Origin of the sequence: Nocardia sp. NPDC046763, from assembly GCF_040645495.1 — a bacterium.
Lineage (GTDB): Bacteria > Actinomycetota > Actinomycetes > Mycobacteriales > Mycobacteriaceae > Nocardia.
This window is the reverse complement of record NZ_JBEYYI010000032.1, coordinates 66376-89360: the sequence shown is the minus strand read 5'-3', so window position 1 is coordinate 89360 and position 22985 is coordinate 66376. Positions and strand designations below refer to the sequence as shown.

Below are 22985 nucleotides of genomic sequence, written 5' to 3'. Positions count from 1 at the left end.
ACGAACCCGGCCCGCGACGGTGGTGACTACTCGCCGCCCAACCGCACCGGCAGGCTGGTGTGCCCGTTGGAGATGAAGCTGCCCAGCGGGGTCAATTCCGTTGCGTCCGTGGCCAGCCGGAGGTTCGGGAAGCGCTCGAACAGGGCGGGCAACGCGATGGCGGCCTCCAGCCGGGCCAGTGGGGCGCCCAGGCAGTGGTGGGCGCCGTGACCGAAGGCGACGTGCTGTTCCTTGGTGTCACGGAGGACGTCGAAGCTGTCGGCGGTCGCACCGTGGACCCGCGGGTCGCGGCTGGCGCCGGCGTAGGAGGCAAGGATGGCCTCGCCCTTGGGGATGGTGAAGCCGTCGATCTCGATGTCCTCCACCGCGTATCGCAGCGGCAGGTGCGCCACCGGCGACTGGTAGCGCAGGGTCTCCTCGATGACGTCGTTCCACGACGCCTGCTCGGCGACGACCGCGGCCAGCTGCTCCGGGTGGGTGAGCAGGGCGACGATGGCCTGGTCGAGCAGATTCACGGTGGTCTCGTGCCCGGCATTGATGACGAGCATGAGGGTTTCGACGAGTTCCTTGTCGGCCAGCTGCGAGCCGTCCTCGTCGTCGCGGGCGGCGATCATGGCGCTGGTGATGTCGTCGCCCGGGTTGTCGCGGCGGTAGGCGACGAGTTCGCCCACCCGCTCGTACATTTCGAGGAAGTTGGCCATGGACTCCTCGGCGGTCAGGGACCCGTCGAAGAAGCCGTCGACGCACTTGTGGATCGCGGCGTCGAGGTGCTCGGGCACCCCCATGAGGCCGCTGATCACGCGGATCGGCACCGGGTAGGCGTAGAGCGAGCGCAGGTCTGCGACCGAGCCCGCCGGGAGCGCGGCCAGCTCGTCGAGCAGCTCGGTGACGATGACCTCGATGCGCTCGCGCATGGCGGTGGTGCGGCGGTGAGTGAAGGCCGGGGACACCAGCTTTCGCAGTCGGCGGTGGTCGGCGCCGTACGCGGTGAACATGTTCTCCACCGCCACCCAGGGCAGCAGCGGCCAGGCCTCGGTGATCTCGCCGTCGATGAACGCGGACCAGTGCTGGCGCGGATCCTTCGAGACGCGGGCATCGGCCAGCAGGGTCTTGAGCACGGCCTGGTCGGTGACCGACCACGCCGTCACGCCGCCGGGCAGCTCGACCAGCGTGATGGGGCCCTGCTCGCGAATCCGGGCGGATTCGCCCTGGATGTCGGTGCCGGTGACATCCAGCACGATCGGGCTCAGGGACATGGAGCGCTCCTTACACCGCGCGCGGCGCGGGACTGATCGGGAATTCGACCGGCAGTGCCACCATGGCGCGGTGGAACGGACCGGGTCGCCAGGAGATGTCGTGTTTCGGGACGGCCAGCGTGAGGTCCGGCACCGCGTCCAGCAGCTCGTCGATGGCGGTCTGCGCGACCAGGTAGGCCACCGATCGGGCGGGGCAGGCGTGCGGGCCCGCGCTCCAGGCCAGGTGCGATCGGTTGCCGGTGCGGTCGCCGCCCGCGATCTCGGGATCGTTGTTGCAGGCGGTGAGGCTGATCAGGACCGGCTGGTGGGCGGGCAGCCAGGTGGTATCGATGAGGATGGGCTGGCGCGGGTAGCTGATGGAGAAGTTGGCCATCGGCGGGTCGTTGAAGAGCACCTCGTCGAGCGCGTCGCGGGTGGAGAGGCTGCCGCCCAGCATGTCTCCGCCGAAACGGTCGTCGGTGAGCATGAGCAGCAGGGTGTTACTGATCAGGTTCTGCATGGGCTCGAGGCCCGCGCCGTAGAAGCTGACCAGCTGGTACAGTATCTCCTCGTCGTTCAGCGCGGCCGGGTGGTGGGCCATGCGCGAGGTGACGTCGTCGCCGGGCTCGGCGCGGCGCATGGCGATGAGCTCCATGAGCGCCTCGGCCAGGGTCTGCATGCCCCAGGCGGCATTCACGGTGTCGAACAGCGCGGCCATGCCGGTGGCCACCCGCTGGCCGATATCCGCTGGGCACCCGACCAATTGGTTGAGCACCTCGAACACCAGCGGCAGCGCGTACTGCGACACCAGGTCGGCGCCGCCCTCGGCGGCCAGGCCCGCGATGAGCCGGCCCGCGATCTCCTCGACCGTGGAATGCACGGCGTGCAGGTCGATCCCGTCGATACCGGCGGTGTAGGTCTGCCGGTAGCGGGTGTGCTCGGCGCCCGCGTTGCGCAGCGCGTTCGGGTACCACTGCATCATCGGCCGGATGGGCGAATCCTCGGGGATGCTCTCCTGCCAGACCCGTGGATCGGCCGGAAAGTGCTCGGGATCATTGAGGATTCGCAGCGCTGTCCGATAGTTCACCACCAGCGTCGCGGGCACCCCGGGCGCCAGTTCGATGGGCACCATGGAGCCGTGCTGCCGGCGCATCTCGCGGTACGCGCGGTGCGGATCGGCCGCGAATTCCGGTGACCCCAACAGAATCCGGAGCTCTTCCACCGCGACCGGCGACCCTCCCCGCACCGGGCATCCCCCGGCCCCCGAGACCCCGCTCCACGATCCTGTCGACTCCAAGTCCGAAACTCCCTACCGACGAACGACTTTCACCGGACCCACCGGGTCGTCCCCGTCGAGTCAACGCTTCGCACCCTAGCAGCCTCGCAGCACACCCACCCCTTTTGTGAAACGGCAACTGCCAGTACTACTCCTCGACGATGGAGGTGATGAGGGTGCGACTGCCGACCGTGCGGGTGGTGACGGTCTGGGTGAAGACGTCCTGAAGTTCGCCGGGACGCTGCTGGGCGACCTTCACCGCCCAGTGGTCGTCGTCGGCGGCGGCGATCCGGCTGACCTGTACGCAATAGCGGGTGCCGACGGGCAGGGAGTCGATGCCGCTCTGGATCTTGGCGGCGTCCGCGACATTCGCCGCGTCCTCGGCCACGAATTCCCGTGCGACGCTGCCGGAGCGGAGTACGTAGTAGGCGTACTCGAAGGCGAGGACGGCGTCGGGGCCGCTGGCGATGCCGCCCGGATCCGTGCCGGTCACCCCGTCGGGGGTGCGGCGGGACTGGCACCCGTCCGCGGCCGCGCCCGCGGACGTACTGATCGAAGTGGGGACGGCGCTCATACTGCGGCGAGTGGGTACTGCCGCCGTCGAGCTGGTCGAGGCCCCGGCCGCGCTGTGCGGGCTGGAATCGGCGAGCGTCGTCAGGATTCCGACCGCCGCGGCCGCGGCGCCGGCCAGCAGCGCCACCGCCAGGAACACCAGCAGGGTGCGCGAGCGGGTCCACTGGCGACTCGGTGGAATCGCCTTGTGGCTGTGCGTCTCCCGAGGCGGCGGCGCCGGTGTCCGGGGCCGCGCGCCGGCGATCGCCTCGCTCACCGCGACCGACAGCTCGGTGCAGGTGGCGAATCGGGCCCGGGGATTCTTCGCCATCGCCCGGGCCAGCACCGGATCCAGGGCGGCGGGCAGCGCCGGATTCCGTTCCCGCAGTGAGGGCACCGGGGCCCGGACGTGCCGGTAGATCAGCCGCGGCAGATCCGAGTCGCCAAACGGCGGTGCACCGGTGAGCATTTCGAACAGCGTGCAGCCGAGGGAGTAGACGTCGGCGCGGCGGTCGACCCGGGCCTCGCCGTGGAAACGCTCCGGCGCGGTGTAGTGGAAACTGGCCACCACCTCGCCGTTCTCGGTGATACCGCGCGCCTCGTGCCGGGACTCGGCGATGCCGAAGTCGGTGAGCAGCGCCCACTCTCGCGGCTGAGCGGTCAGCAGGACATTGGCGGGCTTGACGTCGCGGTGCAGCACGCCCGCCTCGTGCGCGTAGTCCAGGGCGCGGGCCAGGTCAGCGGTAATGGCGGCGGCGCGCTCGGGCTCCAGGGGCCCGTCCAGCAGTTCGGCGGCCAGATCGGAGCCGTCGACGTAGGCCATGGCCAGCCACAAGCGTCCCTGTTCCTCGCCGCGGGCGTAGATGGTGACGATGTTCGGATGCGACAGCCGGGCAATGATGTTCGCCTCCCGCAGGAAACGCTGCCGGGTCTCGTCGTCATCGCTGGCCACGCGATTGAGCAGCTTCAATGCGACGAACCTGGGTAGGTCCCGATCGTGGGCCAGATATACCTCGCCCATCCCACCGGCGCCCAGTAGTCGCTCGACCCGATATCCGGCGAAGACCACGCCGGTTCGGAGCTGCTCAGCCAACCAAATCCTCCCGATCCACGTGCACCGCAGACAATACCGGGCACCCGGGGCCGAGTCCGCCGCCCGCCCCAACCGGTTCCGCGGCCCGGCATCCTGCATGAAACGGGGTCAACGCGGTGTGCGGATTGGATAGGCTGGAGAGGAACGGCTTCCGCGCGCAACGAGGCGAGTCGTCGGGGGTCGTCTCGGGCCGGATGATGGGAGACGGGCTGTGCGGTCGTGGAATTCGACCGGCAGAAAGGACATCCGATAATGAGGATTGTACGGATGCTGGCGGGGGTGATCGCGGCCGCCGGGCTCGCATTGGGCGTCGGCGGGGTGGGCGCGGCCCCGGCGCAGGCGGATTGGCTGCCGCAGTGGGCGCCGTTCGGCGCCACGGTGTTCACCTTCGGGGACGCGAATTTCTGTGCGGGGCAGATCGCGGTGGGTCTGGAGGCCACGCACGGCATGCCCGGCCATGTGACCGCGCACGTGACACCGCTGGGGTATCTGGGTGGGCCGTGCGGCAATCACATCGTGCTGGGCTGGCTGGGGTCCGCGGGCGGCGGATCGCGGGACGTGTATGTCCGCACCGGTGCCGGTCCGGGTGAAACCCAGACGGTCGACCTGTGGGTCGGGATGGGACTGGCCAAGCTGTTCGCCAACAGCTGGCCGCTACAGGGCCCGTGGGCGGAGTGGTATCTGATCGTGCCCTAGCGGCAGCGCTATTCGGGCGTCGTCGGCCGCAGGCAGGCGATCGCGGTGGCGGATTCGGACACGATCTCGCGCATGGCGGATTCGGCGCCGGGTCCGTCACCGGACTGGATCGCGGCGGCGACGGCGGCGTGCAGCTGCAGGGCCTGCGGATTGGCCTGTGCCGGCATGAGCTCGTGTTCGGTTCTGCCGGTGAGGACTTCGCGAATGATCGGGGCGAAGACCTGCAGCAGCGGATTGCCGGACGCGGCCAGCAGGGTGGCGTGGAACGCGATGTCGTGGTCGAGGTAGGCGGCGGTGTTGGCGGCGCGGGCCGTGGCCGACATACCCATGACCGCCGCGGTCAGGGCCGCGCACTGGTCCGGTGTCGCGTGCGTGGCGGCCGCGCGGGCGGCCAGTGGTTCGATGCCGGAACGGAGTTCGGCCAGCCAGCCCAGCTGGGCGAAGCGGTGGGGGCCGGCGAGCTGCCAGCGGATCAGTTTGGGGTCGAGCGCATGCCAGTGCGCGGGGTCCAGGACGGTGATGCCCGCGCGCCGCCGGATGCTGACCATGCCCAGGGATTCCAGCACGCGCACGACCTCGCGGGCGACAGTGCGCGAGACGTCGAAGCGGGTGGCGATCTCGTCGGAGGAGATGCGCGTGCCGGGCGCGATGCCGCCGGAGGCGATGTCGGCGCCGAGCCGATCCAGCACCGATTCGTGCAGGGGCAAGAACTCGGCGCGGTCGACCATGGCTTCAGTGTCACACATCCGAGGCATATCTATCGGCATCCAAGGTTGAATACGTAGTACTTATTTGAGCAGATGCTTGATATAGTCCTCCATATTGGATCCCTGTGCCCTGGATCACTCCACCCGACTCGAAGAAGCGTTATGCCCAACCTCGAACCCCTCGCTATCGCGAACCTGGCCGACGCGGCCACCCGGCATACCGGTAGCGCCCAGCTCATCACCGCGGCCGTGCTCGGTGTCGCGCTCATCGTCGGCCTGATCACCTGGCTGAAAATGCATCCGTTCCTGGCGCTGGCCATCGGCGCGGTCGCGGTCGGGCTCATCGCCCGGCTGGGCGCGGCCGACACCGTGGCCTCCTTCGTCAAGGGCTTCGGCTCGACCATGGGCAGCGTCGGCATCCTGATCGGCTTCGGCGCCATGTTCGGCAAGCTGCTCGCCGATTCCGGCGGCGCGGATCAGGTGGTCGACACCCTGGTGAACCGGGCCGGGCCGCGGGCGCTGCCGTGGGTGATGGGCCTGGTGGGCGCGATCATCGGCCTGCCCATGTTCTTCGAGATCGGCGTGGTGCTACTGATGCCGATCATCCTGTTGGTCGCCAACCGGTCGCGACTTCCCTTGATGGCGGTGGCGATTCCGGCGCTGGCGGGCCTGTCGGCCATGCACGGCCTGGTGCCGCCGCACCCGGGTCCGCTGGTCGCGGTGGCGGCGCTCGAGGCCGATCTCGGACTGACGCTGGGTCTGGGTGTGCTGGTGGCGGTGCCGTCGGTGATCATCGCGGGGCCGCTGTTCGGCAAGCTGGCCGCGCGGTGGGTGAATGTGCCGGTGCCGGAACTGTTCTCGACCGGTGAGCACGCCGGGCAACCCGCCGAGGAGAAGGGGCCGCGGCCGAGCTTCGCCGCCACGCTGGCCACCATCCTGCTGCCGGTCGTACTGATGCTGGGCAGCGCGGTCCTCGACGTGGTCTCGCCGAAGTCCGGGTCCGAGGTGAAGAAGGTCCTGGATGTGCTCGGCACCCCGGTCGTCGCGCTGGGTATCGCGTTGATCGTGGGCATGATCGTGCTCGGCCGTGGCGGCCGCATGACGCGGGACGCCTTGGCGGACACCATGAACAGCGCGCTGCCGCCGGTCGCCGGCATCCTGTTGATCGTCGGCGCGGGCGGCGGCTTCAAACAGGTGCTGGTCGACACCGGCATCGCCGGCACCATTGCCGACGCGATTCGCGACAGTAGCCTGCCGGTGCTGCTGCTGGCCTGGTTCGTGGCCGCGCTGATCCGCGTCGCCACCGGGTCGGCCACCGTCGCGACGGTGACGGCGTCGGGCATTCTCGCTCCGGTCGCGGCCGGGCTCAGCACCTCCCACGTCTCGCTCATGGTGCTGGCGATCGGGTCGGGCTCGCTGTTCCTGTCGCACGTCAATGACGCCGGGTTCTGGATGGTCAAGGAATATCTGCACCTGGACGTCGCGCAGACGCTGAAGTCGTGGAGCCTCATGGAATGCGTGATCTCACTGGCCGGGCTGGCGGGCGTGCTTGCCCTCAGCGCGGTCGTCTAGGAGCAGCGATGGCAACCCCCGCGCGACCGCAGATCACAGTGCTCATGGGCGTCTCCGGATCCGGGAAATCCACGGTCGCCGGCATGCTGGTGAGCAGCCTGGGCTGGGATCTCCTCGAAGGCGACGACCTGCACCCGCCCACCAATATCGCGAAGATGGCCGCGGGCCACGCCCTCACCGACGCCGATCGGGAGCCGTGGCTGGAGGCCATCGCGACCTGGATGTCCGACGAGTTCACGGCGGGCCGCTCGGCGGTCGTGACCTGTTCGGCCTTGAAGCGCTCCTACCGGGACGTGCTGCGCCGCAGCCTCGCCGGGCACCCCGACACGGTGCTGACCTTCCTGCATCTCACGGGATCCCGGGACGAGTTGCAGCGCCGTCTCACCGTGCGCATGGACCATTTCATGCCGCCGGGCCTGCTCGATTCCCAGCTCGGCACCCTGGAGGCGCCGGGTCCCGACGAGCATATTCTCAGCATCGAAATCGGCCCTCCGCCACACGAAGTCGCCGCCACGGCACTGGCCGCCATCCGGGCTCTCAGCTGACACAAAGCTTCAGCTCAGCTTCAGGCTGCGTCTCTACGATCACTCGGGTGAACGCACCGAGATTCGCCGCAGCGATCCTGCTGTCCAGCGCCTTCATGGCCGCCGGGTGCGGGCACCCGCAGGCCCGCGCCGCCGGCGACACCACCGTCACCCTCGAATACGGCGGACTGCAGCGGCAATACATCATCCACTACCCCGCCGACCGACCTCAGGGCCTGCTGCCCGCCGTGCTCGCCTTCCACGGTGGCGGCGGCAATGCCGAGAACATGGCCGGTTCCTTCGGCTTCGACAAGGCCTCCGACGCCGACGGTTTCGTCGCCGTCTACCCGAACGGCTACGAGAAGTCCTGGAACGACGGCCGCGGCGACGACACCAATGCCGGCGCCGCGAATATCGACGATGTGGGTTTCGTTGCGGCCGTGATCGACCGGATCATCGCGAACGACTCCGTCGACCCCGCCCGCGTCTACGCCACCGGCATGTCCAATGGCGGCATGTTCACCGAGGACCTCGGCTGCCGCCTGTCCGGGAAGCTGGCTGCCATCGCCCCGGTAGCGGGCCCGCTCCCCCAGGCCGACGTATCCGACTGTGCCCCAACCCATTCCCTGCCGGTTCTGGAGATCCACGGCACCTCCGACCCGATCGTCCCCTACGCCGGTGGTGTCGTGCGCGTCACCTCCGGCCACCACGGCGCGGGCTCGAGCCCGGTGCTCTCGGTCGACGCCACCCAGCAGCTGTGGCGCGAGAAGAACTCCTGCGACGCGGCCACCACGACCACGCTCCCGCAGCGCACCGACGACGGCACCACCGTGACCGTCCGATCCTCCGACTGCGCGAACGGCGGCAAGGTCCAGCTCTATTCGATCGCCGAGGGCGGTCACACCTGGCCGGACGGCCCGCAGTACCTGCCGCAGCTGATTGTCGGCAAGGTCACCCACCAGTTCGACGCCACCGACGTGACCTGGCAATTCTTCGCACAGTTCCACGCATAGCCGCCAGGTGAACACCGGACGACCAGGACGTACCGGTACCGTGGGCCAATGGCCGCCTCACAGTTTGCCTGTCGGTAACTCTCGTATGAAACAACCAACGCAGAAGCGCCGGATGGTTCCACGAGAGGTGGGCAGCACCTAATGCCGCAACAGCAGGCCGATACCGAGATAGCCGCGAACCCGATGCTGCGGGCCGCCCTCGCACCGCAGGCCCGCACGCTGGTCGATATTCTCGCCGCCACCGCCTCGGCGTACCCCGACGCACCCGCCCTCGACGACGGTGAGGTGGAACTCGGATACGCGGAGCTGCTCACCGAGATCGCGCTCGAGGTCGAGCGCCTGGCCGCGGCCGGGGTGCGGGCAGGCGACCGGGTCGGGGTGCGGATGCCGTCCGGCACGCGCGGGCTGTACATCACGATCCTGGCGGTCCTGCACGCCGGAGCCGCGTACGTGCCGGTGGACGCCGATGATCCCGACGAACGCGCCCGGCTGGTGTTCGGGGAGGCGCGGGTCTCGGCCATCGTGACCACGGCCGGGATCGAATCCACCGGAGTGGCAAGGGAATCCGGCGACCGGGTGACGGCGACCGCCGCGCCCACGCCCGCCGACGACGCGTGGATCATCTTCACCTCCGGGTCCACCGGAACACCGAAAGGCGTTGCGGTGACCCATCGCAACGCCGCGGCGTTCGTGGATGCCGAGGCGCGGCTGTTCCTGCAGAACGCGCCGATCGGGCCCGGGGATCGCGTGCTGGCCGGACTGTCGGTCGCCTTCGACGCCTCGTGCGAGGAGATGTGGCTGGCATGGCGGCATGGCGCCTGCCTGGTCCCGGCCCCGCGCGCGCTGGTGCGGACCGGCGCCGATCTGGGGCCGTGGCTGGTCCGCAGGGAGATCAGCATCGTCTCGACCGTGCCCACGCTGGCGGCCACCTGGCCCGCCGAGGCGCTCGAACCCGTGCGGCTGCTCATCTTCGGCGGTGAGGCGGTGCCGCCCGAGCTGGCCGAACGGCTTGCGGGCAATCAGCATTCCGAGCGCGAGGTGTGGAACACCTACGGCCCCACCGAGGCCACCGTCGTGGCCTGCGCGGCGCTGCTGGACGGCGGCTTCCCCATCCGGATCGGGCTGCCGCTGGACGGCTGGGACCTGACCGTCGTCGACGCGACCGGAGATCCGGTGGGCGAGGGCGAATCCGGTGAGCTGGTCATCGGCGGTGTCGGGCTGGCGCGCTATCTCGATCCGGCCAAGGACGCCGAGAAATACGCGCCGCTGCCGTCGGTCGGCTGGGAACGCGCCTACCGCAGTGGCGATCTGGTGCGCAACGATCGCGAGGGACTGGTCTTCCTGGGCCGGGCCGACGATCAGATCAAACTGGGTGGCCGCCGCATCGAGCTCGGCGAGATCGACAATGCGCTGCAGCATCTGCCGGGTGTGACGGGCGCGGCGGCCGCGATCCGGACCACCAAGGCGGGCAACAAGATCCTGGTCGGCTACCTGACCGGACCTGATGCCGGCTACGACCTCACCGCCGCGAGAAACATTCTCGCCGAACAGCTTCCGGCCCCGCTGGTGCCGCGACTGGCCGTGGTCGGGGAACTGCCGACCCGCACCTCCGGCAAGGTCGACCGCGATGCGCTCCTCTGGCCGCTGCCCAAGGCCATCGCCGCCACCCCCGAGAGCGGTCTGTCCGAGACCGAGCGGTGGGTCGCGGGACTGTGGGATTCGATTCTCGGTGCGGAGGTCACCGACCCGAACGCCGACTTCTTCGATCTGGGCGGCGGCTCGCTCGCGGCCGCCCAGCTGGTGGCGGCGCTGCGGGATCGGCAGCCGCGCATCGCCGTCGCGGACCTCTACGACCATCCGCGGCTGGGCGCCCTGGCCGCTCTGCTGGACGGCTTCGCGCCGACCGCCGCGGTCGAGGAGCGACTGGTCCGGCCGGTCCCCCGGTCGGCGCAGCTGTTCCAGGTGCTGGCAACGATTCCACTCACCACCCTGACCGGCCTGCAATGGCTGACCTGGCTGGCGATCGTCGGCAATGTCGCCGCCTGGTCGGGTTCGCTGCCGTGGCTGCCGCACCTGTCGTGGTGGTGGATGCTGCTGGCGTTCCTGCTCTTCATCTCCCCGCCCGGCCGGATGGCGCTGTGCGTCGCCGGTTCCCGGCTGTTGCTGCGCGGCGTGCGCGCGGGCACCTACCCGCGTGGCGGGCGGGCGCACCTGCGGCTGTGGATGGCCGTGCGACTGTCCGAGGCCAGCGGCGCCGAGAACCTGTCCGGCGCACCGTGGATGGTGCCATTCGCGCGGGCGCTCGGCGCGAAGGTGGGCCGGGGCGTCGACCTGCACACGCTGCCGCCGGTCACCGGCATGCTGGAACTGGGCGACGGCTGCAGCGTCGAACCCGAGGTGGACCTGTCCGGCTTCTGGATCGACGGCGACCTCGTGCACATCGGGCCGATCGAGATCGGGCCGGGCGCGGTGGTCGGCGCCCGCTCGATCCTGCTGCCCGGCACCAGGATCGGCCGCAATGCCGAGATCGCACCCGGCTCCTCGGTATCGGGCAAGGTGAAGGCCGAACAGGAGTGGGCGGGCTCCCCCGCCGTGAAAGTCGGCCGGGCACAGCACCGCTGGCCCGACGAGACGCCCGCGCGGGCCGCGCACTGGGTGGCGATCTTCGGCATCACCTCGATGGTGCTGGCCTCGGTGCCGATCTTTGCGCTGGGCACCGGCGGTCTGCTCATCGCCTGGTGGATTCGTGACACCCGGACGCTGGCAGCCGGATTCGAGCGCGCCTTCGCCGTCCTACCGGTGGCCATGCTGCTGGTGCTGGCCGTGTACGCGGCGGTCACCATCGTGGCCGTGCGGCTGCTCGGCATCGGGCTGACCGAGGGCCATCATCCCGTGCGCAGCCGCCAGGGCTGGCAGGCGTGGGCCACCGAACGGCTGCTCGATTCCGCACGCACCTTCCTGTTCCCGCTCTACGCCAGCCTGCTGACCCCGGTGTGGCTGCGCCTGCTGGGCGCGAAGGTCGGCAAGCGCGTGGAGGTTTCGACCGTCCTGCTGCTGCCGAAGTTCACCGTGGTCGCCGACGGCGCTTTCCTGGCCGACGACACGATGGTCGCCAGTTACGAACTCGGCGGCGGCTGGCTGCGTATCGGCGAGGCCAAGGTCGGCAAGCGCGCCTTCCTCGGCAACTCCGGCATGACCGCGCCCGGGCGGCGGGTGCCCAAGAACGGCCTGGTCGCCGTGCTGTCGGCCGCGCCATCGAAGGCGAAGGCCGGTTCCTCGTGGCTGGGCAGCCCGCCGACCCGCCTGCGCCGCGCCGCCGAATCCGGTGACACCGCACGTACCTTCGATCCGCCGTTCCGTCTGCGAGTGGCCCGCGCGGTGGTGGAAACTTGCCGGTTGATCCCGGTGTTCGTGACCTTCGCCATCGGCCTCGGCGTGCTGTTCGCCCTGGCCTGGCTGGCCCGGGCCCTCGGCCACCTGCCCGCCGCACTGCTCAGCGGTGTGGTGCTGCTGGCGGCGGGCGCGGTGGCCGGTACGGCGTCGGTACTCGCGAAATGGCTGCTGGTTGGCCGGATTCACACCGAGGAGCATCCGCTGTGGAGCTCGTTCGTGTGGCGCAACGAGGTCGCCGACACCTTCGTGGAGCATGTCGCCGCACCGTGGTTCGCGCGCGCCGCGACCGGGACGCCCGTGCTGAATGTCTGGTTGCGTGGACTCGGCGCCACCATCGGCCGCGGGGTATGGTGCGAATCCTATTGGCTTCCGGAGGCTGACCTGGTGACACTCGGTGACGGCGCGACCGTGGAACGCGGCTGCGTGGTGCAGACCCACCTGTTCCACGACCGCATCATGGCCATGGACACCGTCACCCTCGGAGCGGGCGCCACCCTCGGACCGCACTGTGTCGCCCTGCCTGCCAGCGTGATCGGCGCGGGCGCGACCATCGGACCGGCGTCGCTGGTCATGCGCGGCGACAGTGTGCCGCCGTCCACGCGCTGGTGGGGCAACCCCATCGCACCCTGGTCGGAGGGCGACCGCTGATGCCCGACCAGCTCGACCAGCCCATCGACGATTACCTGCCGCAGAACGGGAATCGCGGCTACCGGGTCTCCCGCTACGAGCTCGAGCTGGTGTACAAGGTCACGAGTAACCGGCTGGCCGGGCGTGCAGACATCACGGCGGTCACCACCGGGGTGCGAGATCGGTTCGCGCTGGACCTGTCCCAGGAGCTGGCGGTGTCCAAGGTGTTCGTGAACGGGACCAAGCCCGCCAAGTTCACCCATCAGCGCGGCAAATTGGTGATCACGCCGCGGCAGCGGATTCCGGCGGGCGGGGTGCTGGCGCTCAGTGTGCAGTACGCGGGCCCGCCCCGGCCGGTGCGCGGCCGGTGGGGTGAGGTCGGGTGGGAGGAGCTCACCGAAGGCGCGCTGGTGGCCAGCCAGCCCAATGGCGCGGCCTCCTGGTTCCCGTGTGACGATCACCCGAGTTCCAAGGCCAGCTACCGAATTTCGATCACCACCGACTCGCCGTACTACGCGCAGGCCAATGGCACCCTGGTGCGCAAGCAGACCAAGGCCAGCCAGACCACCTGGGTGTACGAGCAGCCCGAGCCGATGTCCACCTACCTGGCCACCATCCAGATCGGCCACTACCGCAAGCAGCGGGTCGACGCTCCGCGCGGCGCGGTGCCCATGCAGGCGGTGCTGCCGCCGCGGCTGCGCGCCGCCTTCGAGCACGACTTCGCGCGGCAGCCGCGCATGATGGAGGTCTTCGCCGAGAAGTTCGGGCCGTACCCGTTCGAGGCGTACACGGTGGTGGTCACCGATGATGATCTCGAGATTCCCATTGAGGCGCAGGGTATTTCGGTCTTCGGGGCGAATCACTGCGACGGGCGGCGCGGCTACGAGCGGCTGGTCGCGCACGAGCTGGCCCACCAGTGGTTCGGCAACAGCCTGACCATCGCGCGGTGGCGCGACATCTGGCTGCACGAAGGCTTCGCCTGTTACGCGGAGTGGATCTGGTCGGAGGAGGCGGGTGGGCCGAGCGCGGACCAGCTGGCGCGCACCGCGCACCGCAATCTGGCTCGGCTCCCGCAGGACCTCCTGCTCGCCGACCCCGGACCGGACCACATGTTCGACGACCGGGTCTACAAGCGCGGTGCACTGACACTGCATGCGTTGCGGCTCACACTCGGTGATACCACCTTCTTCGATCTCCTGCGCGCATGGACCACGCGGTATCGTCACGCATCGATCACCACCGACGAATTCACCGACCTGGCAGGGCATTACAGCGTGGCCTCGCTGCGCCCGCTCTGGGACGCCTGGCTGTCGACGCGGCCGCTGCCCGCATTGCCGCCCCTCCCCGCATACGGGACGGAAACGCCCACCGGGTAGACTTCGGGCGAACCCAGAAGTTGATCATGGATGTGGCACGGCCACATCGAGCGCCAGACTTCGCTAACTCCTCGCAAAGCAGTGTTTCCGCTGCGCGACCAGCACCTTTCGAAGGCACTGCCACACCGATGAATTCGCCCTCCTTCGCCGCGCTCGGCGTGCGTGAACCGCTTGTCCGCGCGCTCGACGCCGCCGGCATCACCGAGCCGTTCCCAATCCAGGCCGACACCCTGCCCGATTCGCTGGCCGGGCGGGACGTGCTCGGCCGTGGGCGGACCGGCAGCGGGAAGACCCTCGCCTTCTCGATCCCGATGGTGGATCGGCTGGGCGCGCGCGGCGGACGGTGTGCGCCGAATCACCCGGCCGGGCTGGTGCTCGCGCCGACCCGGGAACTGGCGACCCAGATCGCGGCCACCCTGGAACCACTGGCGGCCGCCTACCGCATGTCGGTGACCACCATCTTCGGCGGCGTCTCGCAGCATCGTCAGGTACAGGCGCTGAAGCGGGGCGTGGACATCGTCATCGCCTGCCCCGGCCGCCTCGAGGATCTCATGCGCCAGGACCTGATCAGCCTGGACTCGGTCCAGATCACCATCATCGACGAGGCCGACCACATGGCCGATCTGGGCTTCCTGCCCGGCGTCACCCGCATCCTGGCCGCCACGCCCGAAGATGGTCAGCGCCTGCTGTTCTCGGCCACCCTGGACAACGGCGTCAACAAGCTGGTCAAGAGGTTCCTGCCGGATGCCGTGAAACATGCTGTGGACGAAGCGAATTCGCCGGTCGCCGCCATGACCCACCATGTGTTCGAGGTGCCGACCACGGAGGCCAAGCGCGCGGTCGTGCACCGCCTGGCCTCCGGGTCCGAACGCCGAATCCTGTTCACCCGCACCAAACATCAGGCCCGCAAGCTGGCCCGCCAGCTCACCACCGCCGGCATCCCCGCCGTCGACCTGCACGGCAATCTCACCCAGCCGGCCCGCGACCGCAACCTCGCCGCCTTCGCCTCGGGCACCGCCAAGGTCCTGGTCGCCACCGATGTCGCGGCCCGCGGCGTCCACGTCGACGGCGTCGAACTCGTGGTCCACGTGGATCCGCCCGCCGAGCACAAGGCCTACCTGCACCGCTCCGGCCGCACCGCCCGCGCCGGCAACCACGGCGACGTCATCACCCTGGTCCTGCCCGATCAGCGCACCGACCTCGCCGCCCTCATGCGCAAGGCCAAGATCACTGCCACCCCGCAATCGGTCACCCCCGACTCCCCGGCGGTCACGCAGCTGATCGGCGAGGTGGCCCCGCTGGTCTCCCTCCCAGCGGTCGATGCCGCCGCACAGCACCGTGTGGACACTGCCGCCGCCCCCGCACGGGGATCCCGCTCGCCGAAGAAGCGGACCCGCCCGGCAGCGACCGACACGAAGCAGACCGCACCTCGGAACCGCCGCAGGCAGGACTCCCAGCACACCGACGATGCGCGCACCCACGACCGCCCCGCGGCCCGGAAGCCCGACACCGCCACCGACGGCCGGCCCACCCGCCGCACCGGAGGCCGCGCCGGCGGAAAGCCTCGCACCTCGGCCACCGCGAACGGCCACAACCCGCGCGCCGGCGGCGCACGTGACGAGAACCAGGGCAGCCGCACCCGGACCGAGCGCCGCGGCACGGCCGATCCGCGGCAGGGTGGCCGGGCCGAACCGCGTACCCGAGGCGCCTCCGGCCGGACCGCATCCCCGCGCACCGACGGCGCCCCGCGGCGTCGTCGGGGCAACTGACACCCTCGACGTCCGACGCCGCGGCCACTTCAGCGGAGCGCCCGCGGCGGATCGACGCTCGGAAGAGTGCGTCCAGAATGTGACAATTGCCCGTATCTAGCGGGCGTGGATTTTTCTACAGTTATTGGATAGCAAGCGGCTACCCGCTCTTACCTCGTGAATTCTCAGCTGTCGTCTCGGGCGCTTTTACAGGGGTCAGGAGAGGAAGTCATGAAGACCGACGGCCCACTGAGCGAGCGGGTCATCGTCAAGTTCGAGCGGGTCGAGAACCGGTATCGGGTCTCGGTGACGCCGATCGACCGGCTGCAGTGGCGGGTGGGGTACGCGCCGGATATGAAAGCGGCCGTGCAGCTGGCCCGCGAACTGGCTGACTGAGCACTACAGGGCGGGTGCCCCGGGTTCCAGGAGCCGCTTGGGATGCATGCCGTCGACCTGTCCGATGAACGGCGGGTGGATGCTGTAGCCGAGCATTCGGCGAATGTCCTCGGACACCGCGCGGACCGTATCGCGGGTCATGGAGAGCGTGAACGCTTCCTGGGGGCGCAGCCACGGTTCGCAGTATTGCGCGGTGAGGGCGAGGCGAGGATTCGCGGAGCGATTCGCGCCGCCGCCGTGCCACAGGGTGCCGACGAAGAATACGCAGCTACCTGCCGGCATCACCACCGGTTCACGACGGTCGGATTCCCCGGGCAGGCGATCGTCCCACAGGTGACTGCCCGGAATGATGTCGGTCGCGCCGTTCTCGGCGGTGAAGTCGTCGATGGCCCAGATAGTGGCCGCCCCCAACGCCTTTCGCGGCCGCGGCAGCGGGTAGAAGCCGTCGTCAGTGTGCAGCATCTGCGCCTGCTCGCCGGGCAGGATATTGATCACCTGCAGCATCGACAGCAGATAGTTCGGCATGAACAACCGATCCAGCAGGGCCAGCACCCGCGGGTGGTCGGCGATGCGGTCGCAGGCACGGGTCTTGTTCAGCACGCTGTAGATGCGCTGGGTCGAGTGCCCCTCGAAGTTGTTCCGGCCGATCCGATCCAGCAGTGGCACAACACTTTCCCGGATCTCGTCGAGCTCGGCCGGAGTCAGCATATCGTGCAGGATCACGTAGCCGTCCCGCTCGACCGCGGCCAGATCCGCCTCGGCCACCGACGGATCCACGCTCGCGCCGCTGCTCTCGGTGCGCCGGTAGGTTCCGGCCAGATCGCCGTCCAGATCGCGTAGCGATGTCACCTTCGCGCTCATCCCGCCATCCTTTACATAACTGAGTTCTGTTATTGTTCGACTGTGGCACGAGCACCGATCGGACGTCAACAACTACTGGACGCCGCCCGCGACGAACTGGTCCACGCCAACGGCACCCTCGAGCTGAGCGCGCTGACCCGCCGCACCGGCCTGAGCACCGGCGCGCTGTACCACCACTTCGGCTCCAAAGTCGGTCTGCTGGCGGCCATCTGGGACGACTTCTACGAGGGCCTGAGCCGGGCCATCGCCGACGACCGGCTTCCGGCCGACTGCGACTGGGCCACCCGCGAGCGCGCCCGCACCCACTGTTTCGTGGCCTTCCACTTCGAGCATCCGCTCGCGGCGCTGCTGCTCAACCGTGCGGCGCCCGATCCGGGCCTCACCGAGATCGAGGCCGTCTACATCCGCAATCTCGGCGACGCGGCCGCCGCGAACATCCGCCGCGGGCAGGCCACCGGTGAGATCCCCGCCGATCTCGACTCCGACAGCGCGGGCGCGTATGTCATCGGCGGCCTGCGCCACGGCATCGGCCAGCAGCTGCGCGTCCACCCCCGCCCGGCCGTCGACCTTGCCGCCGAACGCCTTTGGCGTTTCACCGCCGCGTCGCTGTCCCTGTCCTGATCCGCAAAAGAACTGGCGATCGCGCCCGCGGCCGCGTATCACTGCGTGCTATGTCGATCTCCACGGCCGACCGGCTGGCCATTCACGAATTGCTCGCCCTGCACGGACATCTCAGCGATGCCGGCGCCTTCGACCGCTTCGGGGAGGTCTTCACCGAGGACATCGCCTACGACCTGACCGCCTACGGCGCGGGCGTGGTCACCGGCCGGGACGCCCTGCGCGATATGGCGCTTCGACTGGGCGACGGCAACCCGCTGGGGCATCACGTCACCAATATCGTGGTCTCGCCCACCACATCCGATACCGTGCAGGCCCTGTCGAAGGGCCTCGCGGTCGCGACCGACGGCACCGCCGGCAGTGTCACCTACGAGGACCTCGTCGTCCGCACCGATTCCGGCTGGCGCATCAGTCATCGCCGCGTGGTCCCGCGCCGGCAACCCCTCCAGCCCTGACACCCCGGCAAACCCGGGGCGCTCGCTCCTCGAACCGCTTGGGATGTTTGCGGTTCGGTCGCGCGCGAATTCGCCGGAGTGGAGGAATCCCCCGCATGTCGAGCGGTCCGATGCCCTATCCGAGCGCGACCGGATCGCCCGCAATCTGCACGCACCGGGGTCCATTGGACCGCGCCCTGCTGTGACCTGTCGTCCGGGCGAGCGGATGCCCCCGTTGAGCAGACGTCTGATAGCACCGGGGGTGCGTCAACGGGGGCGTGGGGTCACTGCTGTGGATCCGTCCGATCGACCACCTCCTTTCCGCTCCACCGGACGATGCGCCCGTGCTCCGATCAGTGCCGTCGAGCATGCCGCGCGCCGCGGGATTCCATCACGGCCGAAAGTCCCTGTCCCCCGGGAACATGGCCATCACCGATCCCGAATCGCCTCAGGGTCGCGCTGATCGAGCAGTGTGAGGTAGGAGTCGAGTTGGGCTGCGCCGGTGAGGAGGTCGCGGCTGCGGGTGGTCAGGCGTTCTTGCCAGGTGTCGAGAAAGACGGTCAGGGCTGCTGTTCCCCCTGCTGTTCGGAGTGCGTCGAGGAATTGGGTGATCTGGGACAGCCGGTAGTTGCCGCGACGCAGTTGGCGGGCGATGTCGGCGTCGCGAACGCAGTCCGGGCCGTAGTGGCGGTAGCCGGTGGCGCGGTCGCGGTCGGGATGCAGAATGCCTTCGGTTTCCCAGGTGCGCAGGGTCGCCGGGTGCACATCGAGGCGGCGGGCGAGTTCGCCCACGGTCAGCGGCCTGCCCGTGGTACCCGGCGGGATCGGGACGGACAGGCTGTGCAGGGCCCTCGCGACTTCGGCGCGGGTGGCACGTTCGGTGCGCAGGGCGAGGTGGGTGGCGTCGATGAGCCGGTAGGCGGCTTCGGTGTCTCGGCGGTTGATCGCGCGCATGATGTCGGTGGCCGGCTGATGGCCGTGGCCACGACGTAGCGCCAGGAAGGCGCGCAGGGCCTGTGCGTGCAGGGGCGTGTAGAGCCGGTAGCCCGTGTCGCTGCGTTCGGTGGGCGGGAGAACGCCCGCCTCGTCGTAATTCCGGATGGCCTGTGCGGACAATCCGTGCTCCCGCGCGAGATCGATGGGTCGCAGATCGCACCTCCGATTGAGGGTTTGGACACATCATTACAGGTCACATTCGGCAAAGTCTCACACGAACCTTCAACGATAGTGTCGAAGGTAGTTCCTTCTGGAAGGGGTCTCCATGTCCACTGCCACCGCTTTGCTGGCCATCGGCCGCCCGATCGACGGGCCGGAAAACCTGGGCCTCGCCCTCGATGACCTGCTCGCCACCCACACCGAGCCGCCCGCCCTGCTCGCGCTCGGCGAGCCGACACATGGCATCGCCGCATTCCCGCTGCTGCGCAACGACATTCTCCGTCACCTCGTCGAACGGGGTTACCGGTCAATCATTTTGGAGACCGACCACTTCGCCGCGTCCATTGTCGACGACTATGTGTGCGGTGCGGCCACGGAGATCGACACCGTCCTCACCAGCGGGTTCAGCCACGGTTTCGGCGCGGTACCGGGCAATCGCGAACTCGTCGAATGGCTCCGTGCGCACAATGCCGCCCGCGCGCCGGAGGATCGGGTGCATTTCCACGGCTTCGACGCCCCGGTGGAGTACGCCGGCGCCCCCGGCCCACGCCACGCCCTCTCCCGGGCCGCCGACTGCCTCCCCGCCGCCCTGCGCCCCGAATCAGCCCGCAACCTCGACGAATTGGCCGGTGACGATGCCGACTGGACCAACCCGGCCGCCATGTACGACCCCGCGGCATCCATCGGCAACTCGCCCCGAGCGCACACCCTCCGCCTCCTCGCCGACGACCTCCTCAGCGCGCTGCACCGCGCCTCCCCCGGCCTGCGCCCCACCGATCCCGTCGCCTACGACCGCGCCGTGTCCCACGCCCGCACCGCCCGGGGCCTGCTCCGTTACCACGCCGCCATGGCCACCGACACCCCCGACCGCATCGATACCGTTCTCAGCCTCCGCGCCGAAATGATGGCCGACAACCTCCTCGCCGTAGTCGCCCGGGAGCAACACCGGGGCCCTTCCCTGGTCTTCGCCCACAACGCCCACCTGAACCCCGCCCACGACGATGCCGAGAACTGGGCGAACGCCGGAGCGCTCGTCCACCCGACCCTGGCGGACCGCTACCTGTTCGTGGCAACCGACGCGAGCCCCACCCCCGACCCGGACACCCTCCAGCACGCACTGGCAGCAGCGACGCCCCACCGCTCCCTCTTCCCGGCACCGTCCCTGCGCGCCGCACTCCCCGCATCGACCGGCACGAGCAAACCGATTGTGCCCGGCCACATTCCGCTTACCCCCGCCGACCTCCCGGGCACCGATGCCGTCATCTTCCTCACCGACACCGACGGCAAACGCCAGCAATACTGGTGATGCCCGACTCGGCGGATACGGCGTCAGAGACGGCGGTCCCCGGGACCGATGCCCACCGGCCAGCTGGTCCACGTCACAGGTATCCGACGGATACGGCGAACCCGACATCGGTTATCCGCGAAGTTGCCGACCTGCTATCCGGCGGAGAGCTCACCTGTGCGTAGAAAGTGTTCCAGCCGAACGGAATACGGGGTCGAGTCGATGCCCTGTTCGGCAAGCCAGGCGTCACTGTAGTACTTGTCGAGGTATCGTTCGCCCGGGTCGCAGAGCAGAGTGACGACGCTGCCCTTCTCGCCGCGGGCAAGCATGCCGGAGATGACGCCGAAGGCGGCCCAGACGCCGGTGCCGGTGGAGGCGCCGCAGCGGCGGCCGAGGAGGCGTTCGAGGAGGTGGATGGTGGCCACCGAGGCGGCGTCGGGGACGCGCATCATGCGGTCGATGGCGTGCGGGAGGAAGCTGGGCTCGACGCGCTGGCGGCCGATGCCCTCGATGCGGGATCCCTTGTCGGAGGTGATGTTCCGGTCCAGGGTGCGCCAGGCTTCCAGGAACGCCGAGTTTTCGGGGTCGGCGACGCAGATGCCGGTGTCGCGCTGGGTGTAGTGGACGTAGCGGGCCAGGGTGGCGGAGGTGCCGCCGGTGCCCGCGGTGGCGACGATCCAGCTCGGCTCGGGGTAACGCTCCTGTTCGAGCTGGCGGAAGATCGATTCGGCGATATTGTTGTTGCCCCGCCAGTCGGTGGCGCGCTCGGCGTAGGTGAACTGGTCCATGTAGTGCCCGCCCTGTTCCCGGGCCAGCCGGGCCGCGACCTCGTACACCTCGCTGGGGTCGTCGACGAGATGGCAGGCGCCGCCGTGGAATTCGATGAGGTCGATCTTGGACTGCACGGTGGAGCGCGCCATGACGGCGATGAACGGCACGCCGATCAGCTTGGCGAAGTACGCCTCCGACACCGCGGTGGATCCACTGGACGCCTCCACCACCGGGCGGCCGGGCCGCAGCCAGCCGTTGCACAGCGCGTACAGGAACAGCGACCGCGCCAGCCGATGCTTGAGACTGCCGGTGGGATGGGTGGATTCGTCCTTGAGGTAGAGGTCGATGCCCCATTCCGGCGGTAGCGGGATGGTGAGCAGGTGGGTGTCGGCGGAGCGGTTGCCGTCGGCCTGCACCGTGCGTACGGCCTCGCGCAGCCAGCTCCGATACTCCGGGTCGGAGCGGTCGATGTCGGTCTCGCCGACGAGCATGTTGTCCTGGGTCACAGCCATCTCGGTGTCCTTCCGGTTCAGGCCCGCGAAGCGGAGCAGGGCACCTCCGACGCTAGCCGGAAAACCCGGTTTCCCAGTGTGACCTGGGGCGATATTTCCCAACCAGCTGTAATAGGGGGTGAAAGCACCGCTAATGGCCCGGTACGGAAACGCCTTCGCCGAGGCGACCATCGGGGCTAGTGCGAGACGGCGGCCTCCACCAGCCGCGCGGACTCCTGCAGTTCGTCGATGACCGCGCGCACCGCCGGAACCGCCCCGAGTTTGGGCAGGGTGACCGCCAGCACCCGCCGCTCCATGGCGGGTTCCACCGGCAGCGAGCGCACGGCCCCCGGCGCCGGCACACCGGACAGCGCGAGTTCGGTGGCGAGCGCGACCCCCAGCCCCTCGGCCACCAAGCCGGCGACCGCGCCCGGATTCTCGGTGGCATAGGCGATGTCCGGATGGAAACCCGCGTCCGCGCAGGCGTCGACGAGATGTCCCCGGCACTGCGGGCAGCCCGCGATCCAGGTCTCCTTCGCCAGTTCCGACAGCTGCATCGGGGTGGTCCGCGCGGTCCCCGCCAAGCGGTGCCCGACCGGCAGCAGCGCCCGCAGCCGATCGGTGAGCAGGGTGCGCGCATTCAGCTCGGAGAGGTCGGGACTGGCTGCGTCACAGGAGCTTTCGCTGTCCGGCACCTTGCCGTGCGGATAGTCGAAGACGATCGCGATCTCGCACTCCCCCGCCCGCAGCATGGCCACCGATTCCGGCGGCTCGGCCTCGATCAGGGCCACCTTCAGCCGGGGTTCCGCGGCCTGGACGCGCGCAATGGTCTTGGGCACCAGGAGATTGCACGCGCTCGGAAACGCCGCCAGCCGCACCGTCCCGGCCCGCAATTCGGTGAGCGCCCGGATCTCGGCCTCGGCCGCGTCGAGACTGCCGAGCACGGTCGCGGCGTGCCGAGTCAGTGCCGCACCGGCTTCGGTGAGCTGCAGCTGATGGCCCGACCGGGTCACCAGCGGGGTGCCGAGCACGCGTTCCATGGCCTTGATCTGCTGGCTGATCGCGGGCTGGGTGTAGCCGAGCTGCCGGGCGGCGGCGGAGTAGGACCCGGTCCGCGCGACCGCCCCGAAGATCTTCAGCTGCCTGATCTCCAGCATGGTCC

The 22985-nt window shown here is 69.5% G+C and carries 19 protein-coding genes; 11 read left to right on the top strand and 8 right to left on the bottom strand.

Going from position 1 to position 22985, the window contains the following annotated elements; genetic code table 11:
- Positions 1–26: 26 nt before the first annotated feature.
- The 3 genes from ABZ909_RS36720 to ABZ909_RS36710 form a co-directional block, all read right to left on the bottom strand.
- Positions 27–1256, bottom strand: a complete 1230-nt coding sequence (locus tag ABZ909_RS36720) for a cytochrome P450 (RefSeq protein ID WP_357009451.1) — start codon at positions 1254–1256, stop codon at positions 27–29.
- Positions 1257–1266: 10 nt separating this feature from the next.
- A complete protein-coding gene (locus ABZ909_RS36715; RefSeq protein WP_357009449.1) occupies positions 1267–2481 on the bottom strand; it encodes a cytochrome P450 in 1215 nt (404 codons plus the stop codon).
- Between the two features lie 178 nt (positions 2482–2659).
- A complete protein-coding gene (locus ABZ909_RS36710) occupies positions 2660–4156 on the bottom strand; it encodes a serine/threonine-protein kinase (RefSeq protein WP_357009446.1) in 1497 nt (498 codons plus the stop codon).
- A gap of 252 nt (positions 4157–4408) precedes the next feature.
- Between ABZ909_RS36710 and ABZ909_RS36705 the strand changes: the two genes are divergently transcribed.
- Positions 4409–4852: a hypothetical protein gene (locus ABZ909_RS36705; protein WP_357009443.1), complete on the top strand. Its 444-nt coding sequence runs from the start codon at positions 4409–4411 to the stop codon at positions 4850–4852.
- 8 nt (positions 4853–4860) lie between these two features.
- Here the strand turns inward: ABZ909_RS36705 and ABZ909_RS36700 are convergent, their stop codons facing one another.
- Entirely contained in the window at positions 4861–5580 is a 720-nt protein-coding gene (locus tag ABZ909_RS36700) for an FCD domain-containing protein (RefSeq protein WP_357009440.1), read from the bottom strand.
- Positions 5581–5721: 141 nt separating this feature from the next.
- Here ABZ909_RS36700 and ABZ909_RS36695 point away from each other — a divergent pair, with 141 nt between their 5' ends.
- From ABZ909_RS36695 to ABZ909_RS36665, 7 genes are all read left to right on the top strand, one after another.
- Positions 5722–7131: a gluconate:H+ symporter gene (locus ABZ909_RS36695; RefSeq protein ID WP_357009437.1), complete on the top strand. Its 1410-nt coding sequence runs from the start codon at positions 5722–5724 to the stop codon at positions 7129–7131.
- Between the two features lie 8 nt (positions 7132–7139).
- The gene (locus ABZ909_RS36690; protein WP_357009434.1) at positions 7140–7676 is read left to right on the top strand and encodes a gluconokinase; all 537 of its coding nucleotides are present in this window, start codon (positions 7140–7142) and stop codon (positions 7674–7676) included.
- A gap of 47 nt (positions 7677–7723) precedes the next feature.
- Positions 7724–8668, top strand: a complete 945-nt coding sequence (locus ABZ909_RS36685) for a PHB depolymerase family esterase (RefSeq protein ID WP_357009431.1) — start codon at positions 7724–7726, stop codon at positions 8666–8668.
- Positions 8669–8809: 141 nt separating this feature from the next.
- On the top strand, positions 8810–12709 hold the full coding sequence (locus tag ABZ909_RS36680) for a Pls/PosA family non-ribosomal peptide synthetase (RefSeq protein WP_357009428.1): 3900 nt from the start codon (positions 8810–8812) through the stop codon (positions 12707–12709).
- A complete protein-coding gene (locus ABZ909_RS36675) occupies positions 12709–14064 on the top strand; it encodes a M1 family metallopeptidase (protein ID WP_357009425.1) in 1356 nt (451 codons plus the stop codon). Before ABZ909_RS36680 ends, ABZ909_RS36675 begins: the two co-directional genes overlap by 1 nt.
- A gap of 128 nt (positions 14065–14192) precedes the next feature.
- The gene (locus ABZ909_RS36670) at positions 14193–15833 is read left to right on the top strand and encodes a DEAD/DEAH box helicase (protein ID WP_357009423.1); all 1641 of its coding nucleotides are present in this window, start codon (positions 14193–14195) and stop codon (positions 15831–15833) included.
- Between the two features lie 210 nt (positions 15834–16043).
- Positions 16044–16208 carry a hypothetical protein gene (locus tag ABZ909_RS36665; RefSeq protein ID WP_357009420.1) on the top strand — a complete coding sequence of 55 codons (165 nt, stop codon included), beginning with the start codon at positions 16044–16046 and terminating at the stop codon, positions 16206–16208.
- Between the two features lie 3 nt (positions 16209–16211).
- Here ABZ909_RS36665 and ABZ909_RS36660 read toward each other — a convergent pair whose 3' ends face one another.
- Positions 16212–17069: a phytanoyl-CoA dioxygenase family protein gene (locus ABZ909_RS36660; protein ID WP_357009417.1), complete on the bottom strand. Its 858-nt coding sequence runs from the start codon at positions 17067–17069 to the stop codon at positions 16212–16214.
- 42 nt (positions 17070–17111) lie between these two features.
- Between ABZ909_RS36660 and ABZ909_RS36655 the strand changes: the two genes are divergently transcribed.
- Positions 17112–17690: a TetR/AcrR family transcriptional regulator gene (locus tag ABZ909_RS36655; protein WP_357009414.1), complete on the top strand. Its 579-nt coding sequence runs from the start codon at positions 17112–17114 to the stop codon at positions 17688–17690.
- Positions 17691–17740: 50 nt separating this feature from the next.
- On the top strand, positions 17741–18142 hold the full coding sequence (locus ABZ909_RS36650) for a nuclear transport factor 2 family protein (protein ID WP_357009412.1): 402 nt from the start codon (positions 17741–17743) through the stop codon (positions 18140–18142).
- Between the two features lie 408 nt (positions 18143–18550).
- Here ABZ909_RS36650 and ABZ909_RS36645 read toward each other — a convergent pair whose 3' ends face one another.
- Positions 18551–19270, bottom strand: a complete 720-nt coding sequence (locus tag ABZ909_RS36645; protein ID WP_357009532.1) for a MerR family transcriptional regulator — start codon at positions 19268–19270, stop codon at positions 18551–18553.
- A 112-nt stretch (positions 19271–19382) separates the two neighbouring features.
- Between ABZ909_RS36645 and ABZ909_RS36640 the strand changes: the two genes are divergently transcribed.
- Positions 19383–20582 (top strand): erythromycin esterase family protein, encoded by a 1200-nt coding sequence (locus ABZ909_RS36640; RefSeq protein ID WP_357009408.1) that lies wholly within the window; start codon positions 19383–19385, stop codon positions 20580–20582.
- A gap of 134 nt (positions 20583–20716) precedes the next feature.
- On the opposite strand, the gene ABZ909_RS36635 is transcribed toward ABZ909_RS36640, so the two are convergent.
- Complete coding sequence (locus tag ABZ909_RS36635) at positions 20717–21823, bottom strand: PLP-dependent cysteine synthase family protein (protein WP_357009530.1); 1107 nt, start codon at positions 21821–21823, stop codon at positions 20717–20719.
- Positions 21824–22020: 197 nt separating this feature from the next.
- Positions 22021–22980 (bottom strand): LysR family transcriptional regulator, encoded by a 960-nt coding sequence (locus tag ABZ909_RS36630; RefSeq protein ID WP_357009405.1) that lies wholly within the window; start codon positions 22978–22980, stop codon positions 22021–22023.
- Positions 22981–22985 lie beyond the last annotated feature (5 nt).

Coding starts and splice junctions, on each gene's coding strand:
- ABZ909_RS36720 (WP_357009451.1), bottom strand. CDS start 1,256: ATGTCCCTGAGCCCGATCGTGCTGGATGTCACCGGCACCGACATCCAG.
- ABZ909_RS36705 (WP_357009443.1), top strand. CDS start 4,409: ATGAGGATTGTACGGATGCTGGCGGGGGTGATCGCGGCCGCCGGGCTC.
- ABZ909_RS36700 (WP_357009440.1), bottom strand. CDS start 5,580: ATGGTCGACCGCGCCGAGTTCTTGCCCCTGCACGAATCGGTGCTGGAT.
- ABZ909_RS36695 (WP_357009437.1), top strand. CDS start 5,722: ATGCCCAACCTCGAACCCCTCGCTATCGCGAACCTGGCCGACGCGGCC.
- ABZ909_RS36690 (WP_357009434.1), top strand. CDS start 7,140: ATGGCAACCCCCGCGCGACCGCAGATCACAGTGCTCATGGGCGTCTCC.
- ABZ909_RS36680 (WP_357009428.1), top strand. CDS start 8,810: ATGCCGCAACAGCAGGCCGATACCGAGATAGCCGCGAACCCGATGCTG.
- ABZ909_RS36675 (WP_357009425.1), top strand. CDS start 12,709: ATGCCCGACCAGCTCGACCAGCCCATCGACGATTACCTGCCGCAGAAC.
- ABZ909_RS36670 (WP_357009423.1), top strand. CDS start 14,193: ATGAATTCGCCCTCCTTCGCCGCGCTCGGCGTGCGTGAACCGCTTGTC.
- ABZ909_RS36665 (WP_357009420.1), top strand. CDS start 16,044: ATGAAGACCGACGGCCCACTGAGCGAGCGGGTCATCGTCAAGTTCGAG.
- ABZ909_RS36660 (WP_357009417.1), bottom strand. CDS start 17,069: ATGAGCGCGAAGGTGACATCGCTACGCGATCTGGACGGCGATCTGGCC.
- ABZ909_RS36650 (WP_357009412.1), top strand. CDS start 17,741: ATGTCGATCTCCACGGCCGACCGGCTGGCCATTCACGAATTGCTCGCC.
- ABZ909_RS36640 (WP_357009408.1), top strand. CDS start 19,383: ATGTCCACTGCCACCGCTTTGCTGGCCATCGGCCGCCCGATCGACGGG.
- ABZ909_RS36635 (WP_357009530.1), bottom strand. CDS start 21,823: ATGCTCGTCGGCGAGACCGACATCGACCGCTCCGACCCGGAGTATCGG.
- ABZ909_RS36630 (WP_357009405.1), bottom strand. CDS start 22,980: ATGCTGGAGATCAGGCAGCTGAAGATCTTCGGGGCGGTCGCGCGGACC.